Origin of the sequence: Klebsiella sp. G-Nf4 (assembly GCF_002810615.1) — a bacterium.
GTDB lineage: Bacteria > Pseudomonadota > Gammaproteobacteria > Enterobacterales > Enterobacteriaceae > Klebsiella > Klebsiella variicola.
This window is the reverse complement of the sequence record NZ_PION01000004.1, coordinates 47,167-65,764: the sequence shown is the minus strand read 5'-3', so window position 1 is coordinate 65,764 and position 18,598 is coordinate 47,167. Positions and strand designations below refer to the sequence as shown.

The 18,598-nt window shown below is 55.2% G+C and carries 14 protein-coding genes and 2 pseudogenes; 12 read left to right on the top strand and 4 right to left on the bottom strand.

The window, feature by feature from the left end; genetic code table 11:
- Positions 1-6 precede the first annotated feature (6 nt).
- The 4 genes and pseudogenes from CWM57_RS28420 to CWM57_RS10320 form a co-directional block, all read left to right on the top strand.
- Positions 7-3,651 (top strand): annotated as a pseudogene (locus tag CWM57_RS28420) (filamentous hemagglutinin N-terminal domain-containing protein); the annotation flags it as partial.
- 971 nt (positions 3,652-4,622) lie between these two features.
- Positions 4,623-9,440: a hemagglutinin repeat-containing protein gene (locus tag CWM57_RS28415; RefSeq protein ID WP_413773474.1), complete on the top strand. Its 4,818-nt coding sequence runs from the start codon at positions 4,623-4,625 to the stop codon at positions 9,438-9,440.
- On the top strand, positions 9,440-9,790 hold the full coding sequence (locus CWM57_RS10325) for a hypothetical protein (RefSeq protein WP_048267608.1): 351 nt from the start codon (positions 9,440-9,442) through the stop codon (positions 9,788-9,790). The genes CWM57_RS28415 and CWM57_RS10325 overlap by 1 nt, the downstream gene beginning before the upstream one ends.
- Positions 9,791-9,814: 24 nt before the next feature.
- Positions 9,815-11,197, top strand: a pseudogene (locus CWM57_RS10320) (VENN motif pre-toxin domain-containing protein); the annotation flags it as partial.
- 361 nt (positions 11,198-11,558) lie between these two features.
- On the opposite strand, the gene CWM57_RS28410 reads toward CWM57_RS10320, so the two are convergent.
- Complete coding sequence (locus CWM57_RS28410) at positions 11,559-11,624, bottom strand: type I toxin-antitoxin system SymE family toxin (protein ID WP_223170017.1); 66 nt, start codon at positions 11,622-11,624, stop codon at positions 11,559-11,561.
- Between CWM57_RS28410 and CWM57_RS28180 the strand changes: the two genes are divergently transcribed.
- The 4 genes from CWM57_RS28180 (at position 11,602) to uraH (ending at position 13,744) form a co-directional block, all read left to right on the top strand.
- A complete protein-coding gene (locus CWM57_RS28180; protein WP_158239530.1) occupies positions 11,602-11,763 on the top strand; it encodes a hypothetical protein in 162 nt (53 codons plus the stop codon). The two genes, CWM57_RS28410 and CWM57_RS28180, sit on opposite strands and share 23 nt — an antisense overlap.
- Positions 11,764-12,085: 322 nt before the next feature.
- A complete protein-coding gene (locus CWM57_RS10305; protein WP_071787335.1) occupies positions 12,086-12,550 on the top strand; it encodes a glycine zipper 2TM domain-containing protein in 465 nt (154 codons plus the stop codon).
- Between the two features lie 90 nt (positions 12,551-12,640).
- A complete protein-coding gene (locus tag CWM57_RS10300) occupies positions 12,641-13,015 on the top strand; it encodes a hypothetical protein (RefSeq protein WP_133122275.1) in 375 nt (124 codons plus the stop codon).
- Positions 13,016-13,342: 327 nt separating this feature from the next.
- Positions 13,343-13,744: a hydroxyisourate hydrolase gene (gene uraH, locus CWM57_RS10295; protein ID WP_100675958.1), complete on the top strand. Its 402-nt coding sequence runs from the start codon at positions 13,343-13,345 to the stop codon at positions 13,742-13,744.
- A gap of 78 nt (positions 13,745-13,822) precedes the next feature.
- On the opposite strand, the gene CWM57_RS10290 is transcribed toward uraH, so the two are convergent.
- Complete coding sequence (locus CWM57_RS10290) at positions 13,823-13,993, bottom strand: ATP-NAD kinase (RefSeq protein ID WP_074386678.1); 171 nt, start codon at positions 13,991-13,993, stop codon at positions 13,823-13,825.
- Positions 13,994-14,316: 323 nt separating this feature from the next.
- Here CWM57_RS10290 and CWM57_RS27605 point away from each other — a divergent pair, with 323 nt between their 5' ends.
- The gene (locus tag CWM57_RS27605; RefSeq protein ID WP_162677911.1) at positions 14,317-14,457 is read left to right on the top strand and encodes a hypothetical protein; all 141 of its coding nucleotides are present in this window, start codon (positions 14,317-14,319) and stop codon (positions 14,455-14,457) included.
- A 45-nt stretch (positions 14,458-14,502) separates the two neighbouring features.
- Positions 14,503-15,807: a citrate synthase gene (locus CWM57_RS10285; RefSeq protein WP_074386677.1), complete on the top strand. Its 1,305-nt coding sequence runs from the start codon at positions 14,503-14,505 to the stop codon at positions 15,805-15,807.
- Positions 15,808-15,859: 52 nt separating this feature from the next.
- Here the strand turns inward: CWM57_RS10285 and CWM57_RS10280 are convergent, their stop codons facing one another.
- Together CWM57_RS10280 and CWM57_RS10275 are read right to left on the bottom strand one after the other, a co-directional pair.
- On the bottom strand, positions 15,860-16,165 hold the full coding sequence (locus CWM57_RS10280; RefSeq protein WP_070611853.1) for a hypothetical protein: 306 nt from the start codon (positions 16,163-16,165) through the stop codon (positions 15,860-15,862).
- Positions 16,143-16,805 (bottom strand): LuxR C-terminal-related transcriptional regulator, encoded by a 663-nt coding sequence (locus tag CWM57_RS10275; RefSeq protein WP_074386675.1) that lies wholly within the window; start codon positions 16,803-16,805, stop codon positions 16,143-16,145. Before CWM57_RS10275 ends, CWM57_RS10280 begins: the two co-directional genes overlap by 23 nt.
- Positions 16,806-17,275: 470 nt before the next feature.
- Here CWM57_RS10275 and CWM57_RS10270 point away from each other — a divergent pair, with 470 nt between their 5' ends.
- Positions 17,276-17,836, top strand: coding sequence for a fimbrial protein (locus tag CWM57_RS10270; RefSeq protein WP_074386674.1), 561 nt, complete (start codon positions 17,276-17,278; stop codon positions 17,834-17,836).
- Between the two features lie 58 nt (positions 17,837-17,894).
- Positions 17,895-18,590 carry a molecular chaperone gene (locus CWM57_RS10265; protein WP_100631529.1) on the top strand — a complete coding sequence of 232 codons (696 nt, stop codon included), beginning with the start codon at positions 17,895-17,897 and terminating at the stop codon, positions 18,588-18,590.
- The last annotated feature ends 8 nt before the right edge of the window (positions 18,591-18,598 follow it).

Sequence of the window (18,598 nt, the reverse complement as noted above, 5' to 3'; positions counted from 1 at the left end):
AGCGTCATGCATCAGCCTCCCATTCGCCTGTCATCGCGTCTGCTAAGTTACGTGATTAGCCTCCTGCTGGTCGGGCAGCCGCTCCTGCCCGCCATTGGCGCAGCGATCAATCCCGAGGGCGCCACCGGTGTGGATAGTGCCGCAAATGGCGTGCCGGTCGTTAATATTGCCACCCCGAACGGCAGCGGGATCTCGCATAACCAGTTTAAGGATTACCACGTTGGCCAGGAGGGTTTAATCCTCAACAATGCGACCGGAAAGCTGAATCAGACCCAGCTCGGTGGCCTGATCCAGAACAACCCGAATCTGCAGGCCGGGAGGGAAGCGAAGGGCATCATTAACGAAGTGACTGGTGGTCACCGCTCGCAGTTGAACGGGTACACCGAAGTCGCAGGCAAGGCGGCGAACGTGATGGTCGCCAACCCCTATGGCATCACCTGTAACGGCTGCGGCTTTATTAACACTCCCCAGGCAACCTTGACCACTGGCAAACCCGTGTTTGATGCGGCGGGGAATTTGCAGACGCTGGAGGTCGCGAAGGGAACCATCTCCATTGAAGGCAAAGGCATTGACGCCAGCGGCAGCGATGCGTTGTCGATTATCTCCCGAGCGACGGAAGTGAATGCGGCGGTTCATGCCCGTGATTTATCGGTGATTGCCGGGGCTAACCGGGTAGATAGCCATGGCACTGTCACCCCAATGAGCGGAGAAGGTCAGACCCCGACGCTGGCGGTGGATACCGGGGCGCTGGGCGGTATGTACGCCAATCGTATTCGTCTGGTGTCGAGCGAAAACGGCGTGGGGGTGAACCTCGGCGACCTGAATGCGCGTCAGGGCGATATCACCCTTGAGGCGAATGGCAGGCTTGCTTTGCGTCACTCACTGGCCAGCGGCGCGATCGCCGCTCGCGGCCAGCATATTACGCTCACCGGCGATCACAAGGCCGGGGGAGCAATCACATTGCATAGTCAGAGCGATCTGGTATTGAGCAAAGGGTCCCTGACCAGCGATACCGATCTGCGGCTGACCGCGGGCGGTTCAATCACACAAAGCAGTGAAAAACTGACCGCCAGACAGGATGTCTCATTGACGGCCAGCGCCATCCGCCAGGATAGCGAGAGCCAAATCGATGCGGGTCGCCAGATCGTGCTGCGGGCCGGCGATAGCGTGACGAATGAGGGAAGAATGACGGCCACTGAAGATCTTTCGGTGACCGCGAAGACGCTGGCCCATCATGGCGCCCTGATCGCTGGCAATGCTATCTCCCTTGATGCCGCCCGCCAGACGTTGAATGGCGCGATAAACGCTACCGGCGCTATCGCGGTGTCGGGGGAGACAATCGCCACCAGCGCGGCATCGCAAATCCAGGGAAAACACCTGCATATTGCGGCGAAACAGGTTGATTTAAAAGGGACTCAGGCGGCGAAATCCGCTCTCACCGTGCGCGCCAGCGAAAAACTGACCCACAGTGGTAAAAGCAGTGCTGATACCCTGTCATTGCAAGCCCCGCAACTCAGCAATAGCGGTGTGGCCATCGCCTCCAGGCTGACCACGCAATCGCAGTCTCTCACCAACAATGGCTTGCTACAGGGAGAGGCTCAACTTTCTGTTACCAGCCAAACGTTGAATAACCAGCAGGACGGCACGCTCTATAGCGCGGCAAATCTGACGCTCGATATCCCGGATATCCGCAATCGCGGGCTTATTACCAGCGACCACGCGCTCACCCTGGCCAGCACGACCCTGATCAATCCGGGTGCCATCATCGCCGATACGTTAACGGTTAAGACCGCCACCTTATCCAATGACGGTCTGCTTCAGGGTAATCAGGCACTCACGCTCACCGGCGATTCGCTGACTCAGGGGGCCACAGGACGTTGGCTGACCGCAGGGGATATGTCGCTCACCGCGACGACGCTAAACGCCGCAGGCGTCATACAAGGGCAGCAACTGCGCATTAATGCGCAGGACTGGCGGCAAAGCGGTTCTCTCCTGGCGACAGGCAATCTGGATGCCACTGTCAGCGGCGCATTGCTCAATGATGGCGACATCATGAGCCAGCGAGATTTCATCCTTCGAACCCCCTCCCTGACAAACAGCGGCAAGCTCCTTGCCGCCGGCGATATGTCGTTAACGGGTGCTCTGTTCAACAACAATGGTTCGCTGCAGGCAAACCGGATCGCACTGGCGCAAGACAGGATCGGCAATCAAGGGACCGTTATCGGGCTTGACGCGCTCACGCTTAGCAGCAACGGAACCGTGGATAACCGCGGCGATCTGCTAAGCCAGGGCGACCTGACACTCTCCACTGGCGATATCGCTAACTATGGACGGGTGCACGGGAAAACCATCGTTATTGAGGGTGTGAACCTCATCAATAGCGGCGCGATCCAGAGCGCGGTCGATCTGGCGTTAACGCTCAGCGGCGATCTGCAGGCGATTAACGGCAGTAAAATGACTGCCCTGAGGGATGTCCATATCAGCGGCCACGCGCTCAGCAATGAGGGGCTGGTGAGCGCCAGCACGCTGACGATGAAAGGCGACTCGCTGAGTAACAGCGGAGAGATTAGCGGGGTAAGCCATCTTGACGTATTGCTGAATGGCGATCTGCAGCAGCAGGGCAAATTGCTGACCGGGGGATCGCTTGTCCTCCATGCGCAAGACCTGAACAACAGCGGTCAGTTGCAGGGGGCGAATACGCAAATTAGCGTGGCCTCGCTCAGCAACAGCGGACGCCTGCAGGGTGACAGCAATCTGACGCTGAACTTGCTAAAAGCGCTCAACAACCAGGCCAACGGGGTCATCCTCAGTCAGGGGGAGCTGACGCTGACGGCGTCTGCGCTCAGCAATGACGGCACGATCCAAAGCCATGGCGCAACCAGCCTCAACAGTACCTTATATGCCCGCAACGCCGGCAACATTGTCTCTGGCGGAGACCTGACGCTTTCCACTCCAGACTACAGCGGCAGCGGCTGGCTGCAGGCAACCCATCTCCTTCTGGACGCGGCGAAGATCGCCAACGCAGGCACGATGCTGGCGGCAAATCAGGCCACGCTGACGGGGAGCACGCTGTTAAACAGCGGCACCGTTCAGGCCGCACAGTTAAGTGTCGACACCCGGACACTGGCCAACAGCGGCACCTTGTTCGGCAAGCAGAACCTGTTGCTTTACAGCGACAGCGTAAACAACGACGCGGGCAAACTCTTCAGCGGCGGCGATCTTCTGGCGAACGTCGCCTCCCTCAGCGGCGCGGGTCAGATAGTCGCCCTGGGTAATCTGACGCTGGCGCTGGTCAACAGCTGGACCGCTCAGGGAACTGTGGCCGCAAACAAACAGCTTGCCATCAGCAGCCAGAGCGATATCACCAACGCTGGCGCCTTACAGGGCAATGGCGTAACGCTGACCGCCGCCGGGCAGCTCATCAATAACGGTCAACTGGTAGCTGGCAACGGCAAGACGGCATTGTCCGGGCAACAGATTGCGATGAATGGGGAAGGTTCCCTGCAGGCGGGTGGGGACGTGAGCCTGACCAGCCTTGGCCATATCACGCTTGATGGCTTTACTGGTACAGCGGGAAACCTGGTGTTAACGGCCACCGGAACGATCCTCAACACCGCCTTGCTGTATGCGGGCCATAATCTCTCGCTGTTTGCCAACCGCATTCATAACCTGCGCGGCGACATACTGGCGGGTAATGACCTGGTGATGCAAAAAAACGCCAGCGGTGATGCCAATACTGAAGTGATTAACACCTCGGGAACGATTGAAACCACGCAGGGTGACATGACCATCAGCACCGGGTACTTGCTCAATCAGCGTGATGGGCTGGAGGTGAAGATCTCGCAGACTAGCGGCGAGCAGGCCATTCCGGGTCTCGGAGAGGCGAGAATCGATGTCGATATCAGCCAGCTGGCTGACGGGACGTACGGCCTGAGCAGCTATTTGGCGTCAAGCGAGTCAGGGGCATGTAACGGTCATGGCGCCTGCAGCTATCACAACTGGAACCAGCTCTATTATGCAATGTACGCCGAATCAGCACAGCAGAAGTTTATCGGCAGCCAGACGCGGACGGAGGTCACCAGCCGGGGCGGGGCAGCACGCCTTGCCGCGGGGAAAAATCTACATATTAGCGCCAGCACGCTGGAGAACGTTGCCAGCCATATTCTGGCAAATGGCGATATCGCGTTAACGGGAAATACGCTCAACAATCAGAGCTGGCAGGCCGGTACCGTCACTGACTGGTATATCTATCAGTACGACCCGCACCGCTATGGCTACAACATTGGCTTTGGCAAGGGCGCCGGCTACGCCGTTGCGCCGGGGGCGCCTTATCCCACGGATGACAATAACTATGAGGATGCGCAGCCCGAACGCTCTACCATTGGTTTTACCCTGGCCGGGCATGAATCCACGGCCGAACAGGGAGAGATTTACCGTTCGGTGATCCAGGCTGGCGGCAACGTCAGCGCCAGTTTCGCCAGCGACATCAGCAACACAACAGCATCGCTAATGCGGATAAAATAAGCAACACGCTTGTCGCGCCTGACCTGAACACACCTTCAGCGCAACTCACTGACGACAGTGAGAGTCTGCAGTCCCTCGCCGGGGCTGATACCGCCGCGATGACTCGCCCGGACTGGAACGACACAACCGGTAGCGGCAGCCAGACCATCGGCAACGGTACGGCGCTCGTTCAGGAACCGCTGGGCGATAACTATCCACTGCCGTCCGGCATCAACGGCTATTTTGTCACGTCCGACGATCCGGACAGCCCATATCTGATCACGGTCAATCCGAAGCTCAATGGCCTGGGCCAGCTCGATCCGTCGCTGTTTGGCGATCTGTATAAGCTGGCTGGCATGAATCCAGGCAGCGCGCCACGCGAGACGGGCAGCCAGTACACCGATGGCGACTCGTTCCTTGGCTCGTCATATATGCTGGATCGCCTGGGGCTTAACCCTGACAGCGATTATCGTTTTCTGGGCGATGCGGCGTTTGATACTCGGTATGTCAGCAACGTGGTGCTGAACCAGACCGGGTCACGCTATCTTGATGGCCTCGGCTCTGATCTCGATCAGATGCGTTATCTGATGGACAACGCGGCCGACGTGCAGACCTCGCTTGGCCTGACGTTTGGCGTGGCGCTCACCGCCGCACAGGTGGCGGCGCTCAATCGCAGCATTCTGTGGTGGGAGCCCGCAACGCTTAATGGTCGGACCGTGATGGTGCCGAAAGTTTACCTGTCGCCGAAGGATGTTAGCGTCCGGAACGGTAGCGTAATCAGCGGCAATACCGTGCAACTGGCAGGGGGCAATATCAGCAACAGCGGCAGTACGTTGCTGGCGCGAGACGGCCTTGCCATTGACAGCAGTAATAGCTTCAGCAACCTTAACGCCGGACTTATCCGCGCGGATGGCCGTCTTGACCTGAGCGCGTCTGGCGATATCAATAACATTGGTTCGACGATATCGGCGAAAACGCTGCAGCTGGTAAGCACCGGCGGTAGCATCAATAACGTCACCCGCACTGAGCAGTGGCGTGTTGGCGATGACAGCCGCTGGGGCAATATCCAGTTCAGCGGTACCGATAGCGAGCAAACGGCTGCCATTACTGCCAGCGACGGCCTGTATATGGCCGCGGCGAACACGATCAACATAACCGGAGCGACGGTGAGCGCCGGCGGCGATCTGGTGATGGAAGCCGGGAGTAACATCAATATTGCCGCCAACCAGTTCACCGAGAGTCGCAGCCAGTCTGGCTTCTGGGGCCAGAAACACAGTCGTTCCTCATCCACAACGTATCAGAGCAGCAGCATTACGGCGGGCGGTAACGCGATAATGCGGGCGGGCAACGATCTGAACGTGACGGCCAGCGCCATCAATGCGGGTCACACCGCGCAGTTGGTGGCGGCCAATGACCTGAACCTGAACGCGGCGAGTAACGAACAGAGCAGCCGCACGGGCGGCAGCGAAAGCCATCAGAGCGGCGCAGAGCGTAGCACGGTGACCGCAGGCGACAAGGTAACGCTGGTGGCCGGGCGGGATGTGACCAGCCAGGCGGCGGGCATCGCAGCGGAAGGGAATGTCGGTATTCAGGCCGGACGCGATGTGAATCTGCGGGCGGAAGCCACCACCGCAGGCAGTAGCAGTCATAGCAGTAAGAAAACCGTTATCGATGAATCCGTGCGCCAGCAGGGTACCGACATTGCCAGCGGCGGCAGTACGACCATTGTCGCCGGGCGAGACGTCAACGCCGAAGCGGCGCAGGTGACTGCCAGCGGGAATATTGGCGTGGCGGCGGGCCGCGATGTGAACCTGACCACGGCGACGGAAAGTGATTACCACTACAAGGAAGAGACGAAGACCAAAAAGGGGTTCCTGAGTAAGAAAACCACGCATACCATCGAAGAGGAGAGCGCCACCCGTGAAGCCGGTACGCTGTTAAGCGGAGATCAGGTTCAGGTGCTGGCAGAGAATAATCTTCTGCTGCAGGGCTCGGCGGTGGTGGGTGAGGGTGATGTTCAGCTCCACGCAGGTAATAATGTCGATATCACGGCGGCGACCAATACCGATACCGCCTGGCGATTTAAAGAAGAGAAAAAATCCGGCCTGATGGGAACCGGGGGGATCGGGTTCTCCATAGGCAGCAGTAAAACCACGCACGAACTGCGTGAAGCGGGTACCACCCAGAGCCAGAGTGCTTCCACGACGGGAAGTACGGGCGGTAGCGTGGTGATTTCTGCCGGTAAGCAGGCGCATATCGGTGGTTCTGATGTGGTTGCGGGCCGGGATATCCGCATCACCGGCGACAGCGTGGTGATTGACCCCGGGCAGGACACCCGGACAGTCGACGAGAAGTTTGAGCAGAAATCCAGCGGGCTGACGGTGGCCCTGTCAGGCAGCGCAGGCGGTGCGGTGAACAATACGGTTTCCGCCGCGCAGAAGGCGAAAGAGGTCAGTGATGGCCGCCTGAGTGCGCTCCAGGGAACAAAAGCGGCACTTTCCGGTGTCCAGGCCGCCCAGGCCGTCGCGCTGGATGGGGCCAGAGGCGGCAGCGATAAGGACAATAATAATACGATTGGTATCAGCGCGTCGCTGGGTTCGCAGTCCTCTTCCTCCCGGTCACATTCGGAGCAGGTGACGACCAGCGGCAGCACCCTGAATGCCGGAAATAACCTCGCTGTTACGGCAACGGGCGGCGACATCACGGTCGCGGGCGGCCAGATGAAAGCCGGTAAGGATGTCACGCTGGATGCGCTCAGGGATGTGAACCTCATTGCGGCGCAGGATACACAGCAGACTACCGGCAGCAACAAAAGCAGCGGCGGCAGTATTGGCGTCGGCGTGGGGGTGGGCTCCGGCGGAGCCGGTATCAGCATCTCGGCAAACGCCAGCAGCAGCAAAGGGCATGAGAGCGGCAACGGCACCTGGCAGAATGAAACCACGGTGGATGCCGGTCATCAGGTCATCATCAGCAGCGGACGGGATACCACGCTGGCCGGCGCGCAGGTCAGCGGTCACCAGGTGACCGCTGATGTCGGCCGCGACCTGACGATAACCAGTCTTCAGGACAGCGACCACTATGACAGCACACAGAGCAGCCTCAGCGGTGGCCTGGGCTACACCTCCGGCGCCGGGTCGTGGTCGGGAAGCCTGAATGCCAGTCGCGACAAAATGACCAGTGACTGGTCCTCGGTACAGGAGCAGAGCGGGATATTTGCCGGTCAGGGAGGCTTTGATGTCACTGTGGGCAGCCACACGCAGCTGAATGGCGGGGTCATTGCTTCCACAGGAAGCGCAGATAAAAATGGCCTCGATACCGGCACGCTGGGTTTCAGCGATATCCACAACCAGGCGGATTATAAGACGCAGCATCAGGGCGGCGGTATCAGCACCGGGGGCAGCATCGGCTCTCAGTTCGCCGGGAACATGACCAGCGCCCTGCTGGCGGGGGGCGGCAGCAAAGGCCATGCGGAAGGTACGACGCAGGCCGCAGTGGCTGATGGCAGCCTTATCATTCGCGACAGGGAGAATCAGAAGCAGGACGTGGCTGACCTGAGTCGCGACACGGAACACGCCAGCGGCAGTATCGGGCCGATATTTGACAAGGAGAAGGAGCAGCGGCGCCTGCAGGAAGTGCAGCTGACAGGGGAGATTGGCAGCCAGGCGGCGGATATTGCGCGCACGCAGGGCGAGATAGCAAAACAGAAGGCGATAAAAGACCCTGCAGCCCTGACGGCGGCGGAAGCGAAGCTGAAGGCAGAGGGTAACAGCAGTCCGACGGCAGAACAGATTGCGGACCAGGCGGGTCGTACCGCGATGGCTGCATACGGAACCGGCAGTGACCTGCAGCGGGGTATCCAGGCAGCGACTGCAGCGCTGCAGGGACTGGCGGGCGGTGATATCGCCGGGGCGCTGCAGGGCAACAGTGCCGCGGCGGGCGCAGCCGGCGCGGCAGCAGGTGAACTGGCCGCGAGGGCGATTGCTGGTATGCTGTATCCGGGCGTGACGGACTTGTCCACGCTGACGGAAGCACAGAAGCAGATGGTCAGTACGCTGGCCACTATTTCAGCGGGAATGGCAGGCGGTCTGGCCGGGGACAGTACGGCGTCAGCGGCGGCGGGCGCGCAGGGCGGGAAGAACGCGGTTGAGAATAACTCGTTGGCGGGCGAACAGGCTCGTGCAACAGTAAAACAGGCTGCTGAATCCCTGAAAAATCAGGTCAGGGACAAGCTTGGCGAGGGTACAACTTCTTCCATCGCGAACGGTATTATCAATGCCCTTGCGGATACCGGCGATGCGGCATTAGGCTCAGCGGATTACGCCGCTGATGCGGTGATGGCGCTGGCCTCCTGTGCGGTCGGCGACAGCTACTGTAATAAAGCGCTGAGCGACCTGTCAGGCAAGAATCAGGCCGTGGCCGACAGTGTCGCCGCTCTGATGAAAAGCGAAACCTGGTCAGCGGTTGTGGATACGGTCAAACAAGCGGCCGGAGGAAATCAGGCGGCGCTGGAAGCCACGGGGGGAATGCTGGCAGGTATTATCCTGCCAGGGAAGAAAGTGCCGGAAATTACCACAGCGCAGACGATAGCAAATTCTGTAGTTGATGCGAAAAAATTTGATTATCTTTTTGGTAAAGCAACAGGTAATAGCCATACGCTGGATCGTACAAATCAACTTGCTCTGGAAATGAAACGATTAGGTGTGGCTGATGATATTAATGGTCATGCGGTTTTGGCTGAGCATTTCACTCAAGCGACAAAAGATTCAAATAACATCGTGAAAAAATATACGGATCAATATGGTAGTTTTGAAATCAGGGAATCTTTCTTTATTGGCCCTTCAGGAAAGGCCACAGTGTTTGAAAGTACTTTCGAAGTTATGAAAGACGGCTCTCATCGATTCATTACGACCATACCGAAAAATGGAGTAACTAAGTAATGTTCATAGAAAATAAGCCAGACGAAATTGAGTTGCTTTCATTCTTTGAAAGTGAACCTGTCTCGTTTGAACGAGATAATATCAGTTTTTTATATACTGCAAAAAATAAATGCGGCCTTAGTGTTGACTTTTCATTTAGTGTTGTTGAAGGTTGGATTCAATACACGGTGAGGTTACATGAAAATGAAATTTTACATAACTCTATCGATGGTGTTAGTTCATTTAGTATAAGGAATGATAATTTAGGTGATTATATTTATGCCGAAATTCTTACAAAAGAATTAATAAATAAGGTTGAAATACGTATAAGACCGGATATAAAAATAAAAAGTAGCTCTGTCATTAGATAACTAAAATCCCGCCCTCTTGAGGCAGGATATTTTTATCTACAGTCAAATCGTAATCAGAAGCAGGACGTGGCTGACCTGAGTCGCGACACGGAACACGCCAGCGGCAGTATCGGGCCGATATTTGACAAGGAGAAGGAGCAGCGGCGCCTGCAGGAAGTGCAGCTGACAGGGGAGATTGGCAGCCAGGCGGCAGATATTGCGCGCACGCAGGGGCAAATAAACGCGCTGGAAGCGGCACGCAAGGTTCATCCGGCAATGTCAGCGGAGCAGCTGAAAGAGACGCAGACGTACAAAGATGAACAGGCGAAATACGGCACGGGCAGCGATATCCAGCGGGGTATCCAGGCAGCCACGGCAGCGCTGCAGGGACTGGCGGGTGGTGATATCGCCGGGGCGCTGGCAGGGGCATCGGCGCCGGAGCTGGCGAATCTTATCGGTCACGGTTCAGGGCTGAGTGACGGTGCCGCAGTGGTGGCTCACGCTATTCTGGGCGGTGCGGTGGCGGCGCTGCAGGGCAACAGTGCCGCGGCGGGCGCAGCCGGCGCGGCAGCAGGTGAACTGGCCGCAAAGGCTATAGCGGGCATGCTGTATCCGGGCGTGACGGACTTGTCCACGCTGACGGAAGCACAGAAGCAGACGGTCAGTACGCTGGCCACCATTTCAGCAGGGATGGCAGGCGGTCTGGCCGGGGACAGTACGGCGTCAGCGGTGGCGGGCGCGCAGGGCGGGAAGAACGCGGTGGAGAATAATTTACTTGGCGGAAATGAGGACGCTCAGGCTGCGTGGATACGACAGCATGGGATTGACATGGCGAGTTGTTCCGATAACCCTGGCGGGGCTGCATGTCAGAAAGCGATAAATGAGCGTGATGCAGTGGGGATGGCGCTGGCGTCTGGTGGAGTAGCTTTACTTCCTGGAACCGCATAGGCGATGTGGGTGCTTGGCACAGGCGCAAATGCCGGGATCAGTTATCTCGCGGATGGCTCGGTTGACCCTTCCAGCGCGGTAATTGCTGGCTGGGTAAACGTATTCAGTATGGGAAATGGTCTGGCCAGTACTGTGGGATGGAATGCCGCAGGAGGCGCATTCAGTAACTGGATAGATGGGAAAGATCCCGTGTCAGGCGCGTTGATTAATGGTGCAGGTTCTGCTGTGGGCTATGGTGTTGGCAAAGGGATTTCGTGGGGAGTTAATACTGGCACAAATTGGTGGAAAGGCGGTTGGGATCCGAAATTTAACCCTGACTTGCAGAAATACACTGAAATTAAAGGTGATTTTGGTATTTCGAAGGAAATGACACCAAGCAATTTCCCCAGCTCGATTGGTGATATTGGAGGGAGCATCACTTCAGAATTAGGAGGTAAGTATACAGAGCAAAAAATGAAACAAGAGGAAAATAAGAAATGAGGTTACTTAACTCAGTATTGCTTCTTATTTTCTTTGTTTTGATTAGTATGGTGTCTATCTTCCTAACTGGATTTGTTTTATATGTATGTGGAGAATTTTTCTTCCTTTTTTATAAACAAATTCCAGTATCTTTTACTACATATAACCTTTTGCTCATATGCAAAATCAGTGTTTATGTTGGTAGCTTTGTTGGGATAGTTATGTGGGCTGCCAGGCTACTGAGATTAAAGGGTTTTTAGTTGTTGTTGAGAATAATTTACTTGGCGGTAGTGAAGATGAGCAGGCGGCATGCTTGCGATGTAAGCATCCCGGCAATCGCACCTGGATCTTCTTTTTAGCCGTCAGCACCTGACCGGCTCGATCACAGCTGTTCCTGTTCCACGCTGACCATCACCGGTGTGTCAGTGCTGAATCCCGCTTCTGCCAGCCAGTTACCGCACGACCTGTGTGAAGCGGACCCCACTCAGAGCCAGAGTGCTTCCACGACGGGAAGTACAGGCGACAGCGTGGTGATTGATCCCGGCTACAATAGCCGGAATAACATGATCATTATCACCACCCATTGATCTGGCTTGCGACAGAAATCTCAAAACAAATACGCGGTTATGAAAAGACGGGATTGAGGTCATTAAAATAGTTGGTTGTGACCTGGGACCCGGCAGCGGTGGGGGAGACGTTGCATGACATGCCCAATTATCAGAGCGCAGTAGATTATTGCTGGCGTCAAATGGGGCTGGTGAGCCCTTGCCCTTCATCTTCAAATTTTTTCAGGATGACGTAATGATTAAAGCCTATAATACATATTATACCAGTAAACTTTTATCGTTATTGTCCAGCTGATTATTTATGAAATGATGACGTTAATATGCAGCAAATGGAGAGGTTAACATGCTTAAAAAAATGTGTTTAATTGCTTTTACATTAGTTATTGCTGGATGTACCAATACCAGTCATCTTTCAGGTGATGTCCATTCTTCAGCCACGGCTGGACGCGTACAACAAGTTTTTTATGGCCAGTTGGTGTCAGTCAGAGCGGTGCAAATTCAGGCGGGGGATAACAGTAATGCGCTTGGCGCTGTCGCCGGAGGCGTCATTGGTGGTGTAGCGGGAAGTGCCGTCGGTGGCGGTTCAGGCCAAAGACTGGCGACGGCGACTGGTGCTGTTGCGGGAGGTTTAGCAGGTCAGGCGGTTCAGGCAAGAATGAATCTTGTTCAAGGGGTCGAGCTTGAAATACGCTTAGATGATGGAAGAACGTTCATGGTCGTACAACGTCAGGGGCCAACGCGATTCTCGGTAGGGCAACGTGTTGCCATTTCATCCGTAGGTGGGCAAACGACAGTATCCCCACGCTAATTTTAATAGTTAATAACATAAATACCTAATGCCAGCTACGCTTTAAGGCTGGCATGGTAAAAATGGAATATCTCAAAATTAGGGTGTTTTATGAAAAAACCATCTTATTTTTTAAAGGTAATTTGCCTCTTTTTTTCAGGAACACTTATCGCTGGTTGCTCTGTGTTTATGACGGGTATTGGAAACTCGCAAACGATGAATGTCAATTTTGTTTCAAACCCGCAGACAACCGTTCGATGCCTTAAAACCGGTGCGAAAATTAACGGTTTTATTCTTGATGATAGTCAGTTAACTGATGAGGGTAAGCTTTTCTTAACGAAACAAGATATGAACTCAGCCATTTCGATTATGGTCACGGAAAGTTTAAACGGTACAGACTTACGCGTTCGTTTTGATAACAGAGATAGCATCTTGATCGATGGCTGGAATAAATCAATCCGATACTGCAGAAGAACGATACCCTAATAACAATGATGTCTTTTAAAAGCTGGAATATATCAGGCGTCAAGTCGCTTACCATTCTTATCAGTTTCAGGAATAGTGGTGAGCTTGAGTGTAACAGGATAATCATACTGCATGAAAATAAGTAGGCAACGTAGTCAGAAACACGACCATGGGCTGTGAGGCGTGCGATAGAGCCAGGCTCTGGTCGCAAATCTTTTGCTTGCGGATAGCCTTCTCAGCAGACATATCCTCTATATGTCTATATTTTGATAACAAAAAGTTTAATTTTTTTCCCCGCCGCGCTGACTATAGTTAGGGCACTTTCACTTGCCCAATAAGGTCACGATTATGAAATTAGTTATCGCCTCCGTAATTTCTCTGCTCAGCTTCAGCGCGCTGGCGGCGCCAGAGGGGACGCTCAGCGTACACATTCTTAATCAACAAACCGGGCTCCCTTCACCGGGGGTGCAGATTGAGCTGGATAAGCAGCAGGGAGAGAGCTGGCAGCATATCGCCACCGGCAAAACGGATGCCGATGGGCGGATTAAATCGCTCTATCCGCAGGCGGAGAATATGGAGCCGGGGGTTTATAAAGTGACGTTTAAAACCGGTGACTATTTTAAAAGCCAAAACATGAATACGTTCTTCCCGGTGGTCCCGGTTATTTTCGATGTCACAAAGCAAAATCAAAAACTGCATATCCCGCTGCTGCTCAGTCAGTACGGATACTCTACCTACCGCGGCAGCTGATGACGCAAGCCGCTATCCAGCCAACGCCTGCGCGTCTCCCGCAGGCGTCACGCTTTCCTCGCACCACGACCTCCACGCCTAACGCTCGGTCTCTTTCTCTTTAAAGTGTTTAACAGCTTCGTCGTACATCGCCAGCAGACCGGAAATATCGCCCTCATATTGCGGCACGCGCTGGGCGCGAACGAGCTCAATCAGCAGCGCATAGGCTGCTTCTTCCGGGGCTGCATGCGGATTGATCAGTCCAGACATATTACCTCCTTAACAGTGGGCCTTTAGCCTACCCCTCGGCGGGAAACCGCAACAGCCTGATATGCAACCAGTACTTTGTATGGCTCTTGTGAAACCTCAGAGGCGAAGACCACGGCGGAAGTCAACTGAAGGAGGGGGTTATCCAGGCCACTGGCGTGGCGGTTAGCGGTACGTCTACACCGGCAGCTGGCTCATCATCAACCAGGCGATGGTAATGCAGATGAGGGTCATCGACAGCACAAAATTCATGGTAGCTCTTCTTCATCCTATCTTTACTCAGCGTAAATTTTGACAGCGATGATCGCCTTTATCCTTGGCGATTTGTGCCGCTATCCGGCGGTGGGGTGGGGAAAGACGGCCTGTTTCCCCGTGAAGGCCAGCAAAATATTCTCTTTGTCAGGGTTATAGTGATGACATCAATGAATAAGCTGCATCACATTGGTTATGTTGGTCTTTCCGCCTGAAGAATGACTTCAGGTCGCTGATAAGCTTGCTGGGGGACTAACAGGATGAGCACTACACCGTTAACGCTTTCTTTTGCCGGGCAACAACCGCCCATCGCCCTGCCGCAGGTGCCGGGAACGCGGGGGCCGGTGGGAGTCGACATGCGCGGACTAAATCAGTCCGGATTCTGCAGCTATGACCCCGGCTTCGCCAATACCGCCGGATGCCAGTCGGCGATCTCGTGGATCGATACGGAAAACAGCGTGCTGCTGCACCGCGGCTATCCCGTCGATCAGCTGGCTCGCCAGTGCGATTTTCTCGAAGTGGCCTACATCATGCTGAACGGTGACGCGCCAGATGAGGCAAGCTATCAAACCTTTCGCGAGACCATCACCCGCCATACTCTGGTCCACGAGCAGATAGCCCGCATGTGCAGCGGCTTTCGGCGTGACTCGCACCCGATGGCGCTGATGTGCGCTCTGGTGGGGGCGCTGGCGGCGTTTTATCATGATGTCCTGGATGTGGAAAATCCGCAGCACCGGGCACTGGCCGCCACCCGGTTATTGTCGAAAATGCCCACCATCGCCGCCATGAGCTACAAGTACACCATTGAACAACCCGCCGCGTATCCGCGCAACGATCTCTCCTATGCCGGTAATTTCCTGCAGATGCTGTTTGCTATTCCGGCGGAAAAATACGTCCTCAATCCGGTTATCGAGCAGGCGATGAACCAGATCCTGGTGCTCCATGCCGATCACGGTCAGTGCGCCTCGACCACCACGGTGCGTGCGGCGGGCTCCTCCGGGGCGAATTTATTCGCCTGCATCGCCGCTGGACTGGCGTCACTGTGGGGGCCAATGCACGGCGGCGCCAATGAATCGAGCATGCGAATGCTGGAGGAGATTGAAAGCGTCGATCAGGTTCCGGCGTTTCTGCGCCAGGCGAAGCGCGATCCGCAGGCATTTCGCCGGCTGGGTTTTGGCAACTCGCGCTACCGTCACCGCGATCCGCGCGCCGGGATCCTACGTGAAACCAGCCATCGGGTACTGGCGGAGGTAGGCATGTCCGACCGTCTGCTACAGGTGGCGATGGCCCTTGAGGACGTGGCGCTGACCGACCCCTACTTTGTGGAAAATGGCCTGTCGCCGAGCGTGGATTTCTATACCGCGGTGATCCTCAAGGCGATGAATCTGCCTTCGTCGATGTTTGCGGTGGTCACCGCGGTCGGTCGGACGGTCGGCTGGGTAGCGCACTGGAATGAGATGCACCAGGCGCCGCTGACCATCTACCGCCCACGGCAGATTTACGTTGGCGAGGGCTATCGGGATTACGTCTCCCGACGCGACGAGCAGCCTGCTGGCCCAAGGTAATGCCTTACGGGCAGGAGGCGCGCTGCGTCTTCCTGCCCAGGCGGGTTGCTACTTAGAGATGCCGGGAGAGCAGATAGTGCTCGACGGCGGTATATTCGGTTAACCGGGTATACAGCGCCAACAGGGCGCTGAGAAAAGCGCCTACCTCACAGGCCTGCGGCCCGGGCGTGGCGAGTAATGGCTGTAGCGTAGCTCTCAGTTGATCAAGGTCAGGCTTCAGCACATACGGTATATGCAGGGTGCTGAGGATGGCTTCAGTCTGCTGGAAATCGTGACGAGATGGTAACGCCTCGTCTGCACTTAGCCAGCTCAGGATAATCAACATGAGGCGATTTTTAGCGTAGAGATACGATTTCATGGCCTGTCTCCTGTCGGTAGTGGCGCAACACCATCCCCTGAACTTTGTTCATCAGTTCCACGTTATTTTTCACCGCCAGCTTGCTAAGGACGCGTGAACGGTAGTAGTAGACCCGTTTGATCGTGAGCTGCATGGTGCTGGCCACGTGACACAACGGCATTCCCCCCATCAGCAGGCTGATTAAAAAAGTTTCCTTACGGGTCAGGTTATAGCTGTCAGGTATGGCGATATAGAGCTTGTCGGCGGGGGGCGACGTCCAGCGCGGACCGCGGGCAAGGGCCGTACTGAGTCCGGCAAAACTGGTGATGAACTCTGCGCCGAGCACAATGGCGAGGCTGCTTTCGAGCTCGCTCAACGGGTAGCCTGATTTGGCAAAAATAAAGATCCGGATCAGGGGATTAAACGATTTTAAACTGAGCGCGACCTGCAGTACTTCGATGTTAGCGCTGCTGTAATCAATAAGGATAGTGCTTAACCGGGCTCCAGCATCGGTCGCAAAAAAAGTATAGAACATCTCACTCTGTCCGCTAAACGGGTAACAGAGCATTTCTTTAATATCCAGAGGCTTGCTGTTTGGTTCATTAATATACGCCTTCAGCGCAATATTAAAATATTCTGAATCCGCAATGCAGATCAACATAATGACCTCCTGGCATAAATACGCTGTGCATGCTGTCCTGCCTGATTCGACAATTTACTGTAGAGAATACCCGTCTTAAATAACATACTCCCTGCGCTTTGAATCCAGGGGGGAGAACGTGGGAGGAGGAGGTTAATAATGAGGGTGAGATATTTAGATCGCATTTTTCGAATGTCTTTTAGAAAATAAAAAATAAAAATTATTATTTATTTACAAGGAGTTATGTTTTTAATGTGGGTTTCTTTTATTTCTTTTTCAGAGTGGCGTTAAGATTTTTCTATAAAAAGAAGGAATGGTCCTGGTAGCGAATTTGAATAATAAACAATGAAGTGAGTAGGATGTCAGTGCAGGGAAGGGATTAAAAGATAACAGGCTAATCCAATGGACTGAGCATTAATAAATTGTACGTATAAAGTACGCCAGGGTATTTCCTGAACGATTCTCCATAAGCGTGGTGATGAGGAGTGAATATGAAAAAATACAGCAATGGAATGGCATCTTTCGTGGTGATGATGATGCTTTCTCCGGTAGCGGCGCAGGCTGCTGATGGCAAAGTCACCTTTAATGGTGAAGTCATCGAAAATACTTGTACGGTAGTGAATAAAGACAAGACAGTGACCCTGCCGACGGTCCAGCGTTCGGCGCTCAGCAGCGCGGGTGAGACGGCGGGCGTGGTTCCCTTCACCATCGATCTGACGAGCTGCACCCCAGGGGCTGATGTCTCGGTGTACTTCGAGAAAGATCAATACGTTTCCACGGAGGGCCGACTAAAAAATACCCTGTCTGACGGCACGGAAGCAGAAAACGTCGATGTGGAACTGCTGAACACCCGGTTTACGCCGATTAACCTCGCGGAGACCCCGGTGGTCGCTGCAGACGGCACCATTGCTCGCCCGGACGTGATCCCAGTGGCGGTGGCTGAGCAGGATGGTTCCGCCTCGCTGCCTTTCTATGCCCGCTACTATGCGACCGACGCCGCTTCGGCTGGAAAAGTCGCCACCTACGTCAACTTTACGGTGGTTTATCCATAAACCCTGTCCACGGCCCCGCTCAGGGGCCGTTTATCCACCCGGCAAGGAGGAGGTGAATATGCGGCGTATGGTTCTGGCATGGCTGCTGTCCAGCATTTTACCCTCGGCGGACGCCAGCATGGTTATTGACGGCACACGGATTATTTTTCCCGGCGATAAAAAAGAGATCGCCATCCGGGCCACCAATATGGGGGAGACCCCCTCTCTGACGCAGGTCTGGGTCGACGATGGCCGCGTGCAAAATCAACCGGAAAAAGATGCGGCGCCGTTTATTGTGCTGCCGCCGATTGTGCGTATCGAGCCGGGAAAAGGTCAGAGCTGGCGCCTGGTGTTCAATGGCAGTCGCCTGCCGCAGGATCGGGAATCGCTGTTCTGGTTCAATCTGCTGGACATTCCGCCAGAGCCGAAAAACGGCACGGCAATCAATTATCTGCAGCTCGCGATACGGTCGCGTATCAAGCTGTTTTACCGTCCGGCAGGCGTGGCGGCGGAAAAAATGGCGCCGGAGAATGCCCTGCGCTGGGCGTTGGCTCCCACGGGCAATGGGCTGCGGGTGAGCAATGCCTCAGCGCGCTATATCACCATCGACAGCATCACCCTTAACGGACAAAAACAGTCCGCTGGCATGGTCGCCCCTTTTTCCTCGCTGGAGATCGCGCCTAAAGGGGTCGCGCTGCGCACGCTGCCAGCGAGATTCAGCTTCACCACCATCAATGATTACGGCGCGGTAGTGAATCATAATTATCCTCAGTAAGGACATTA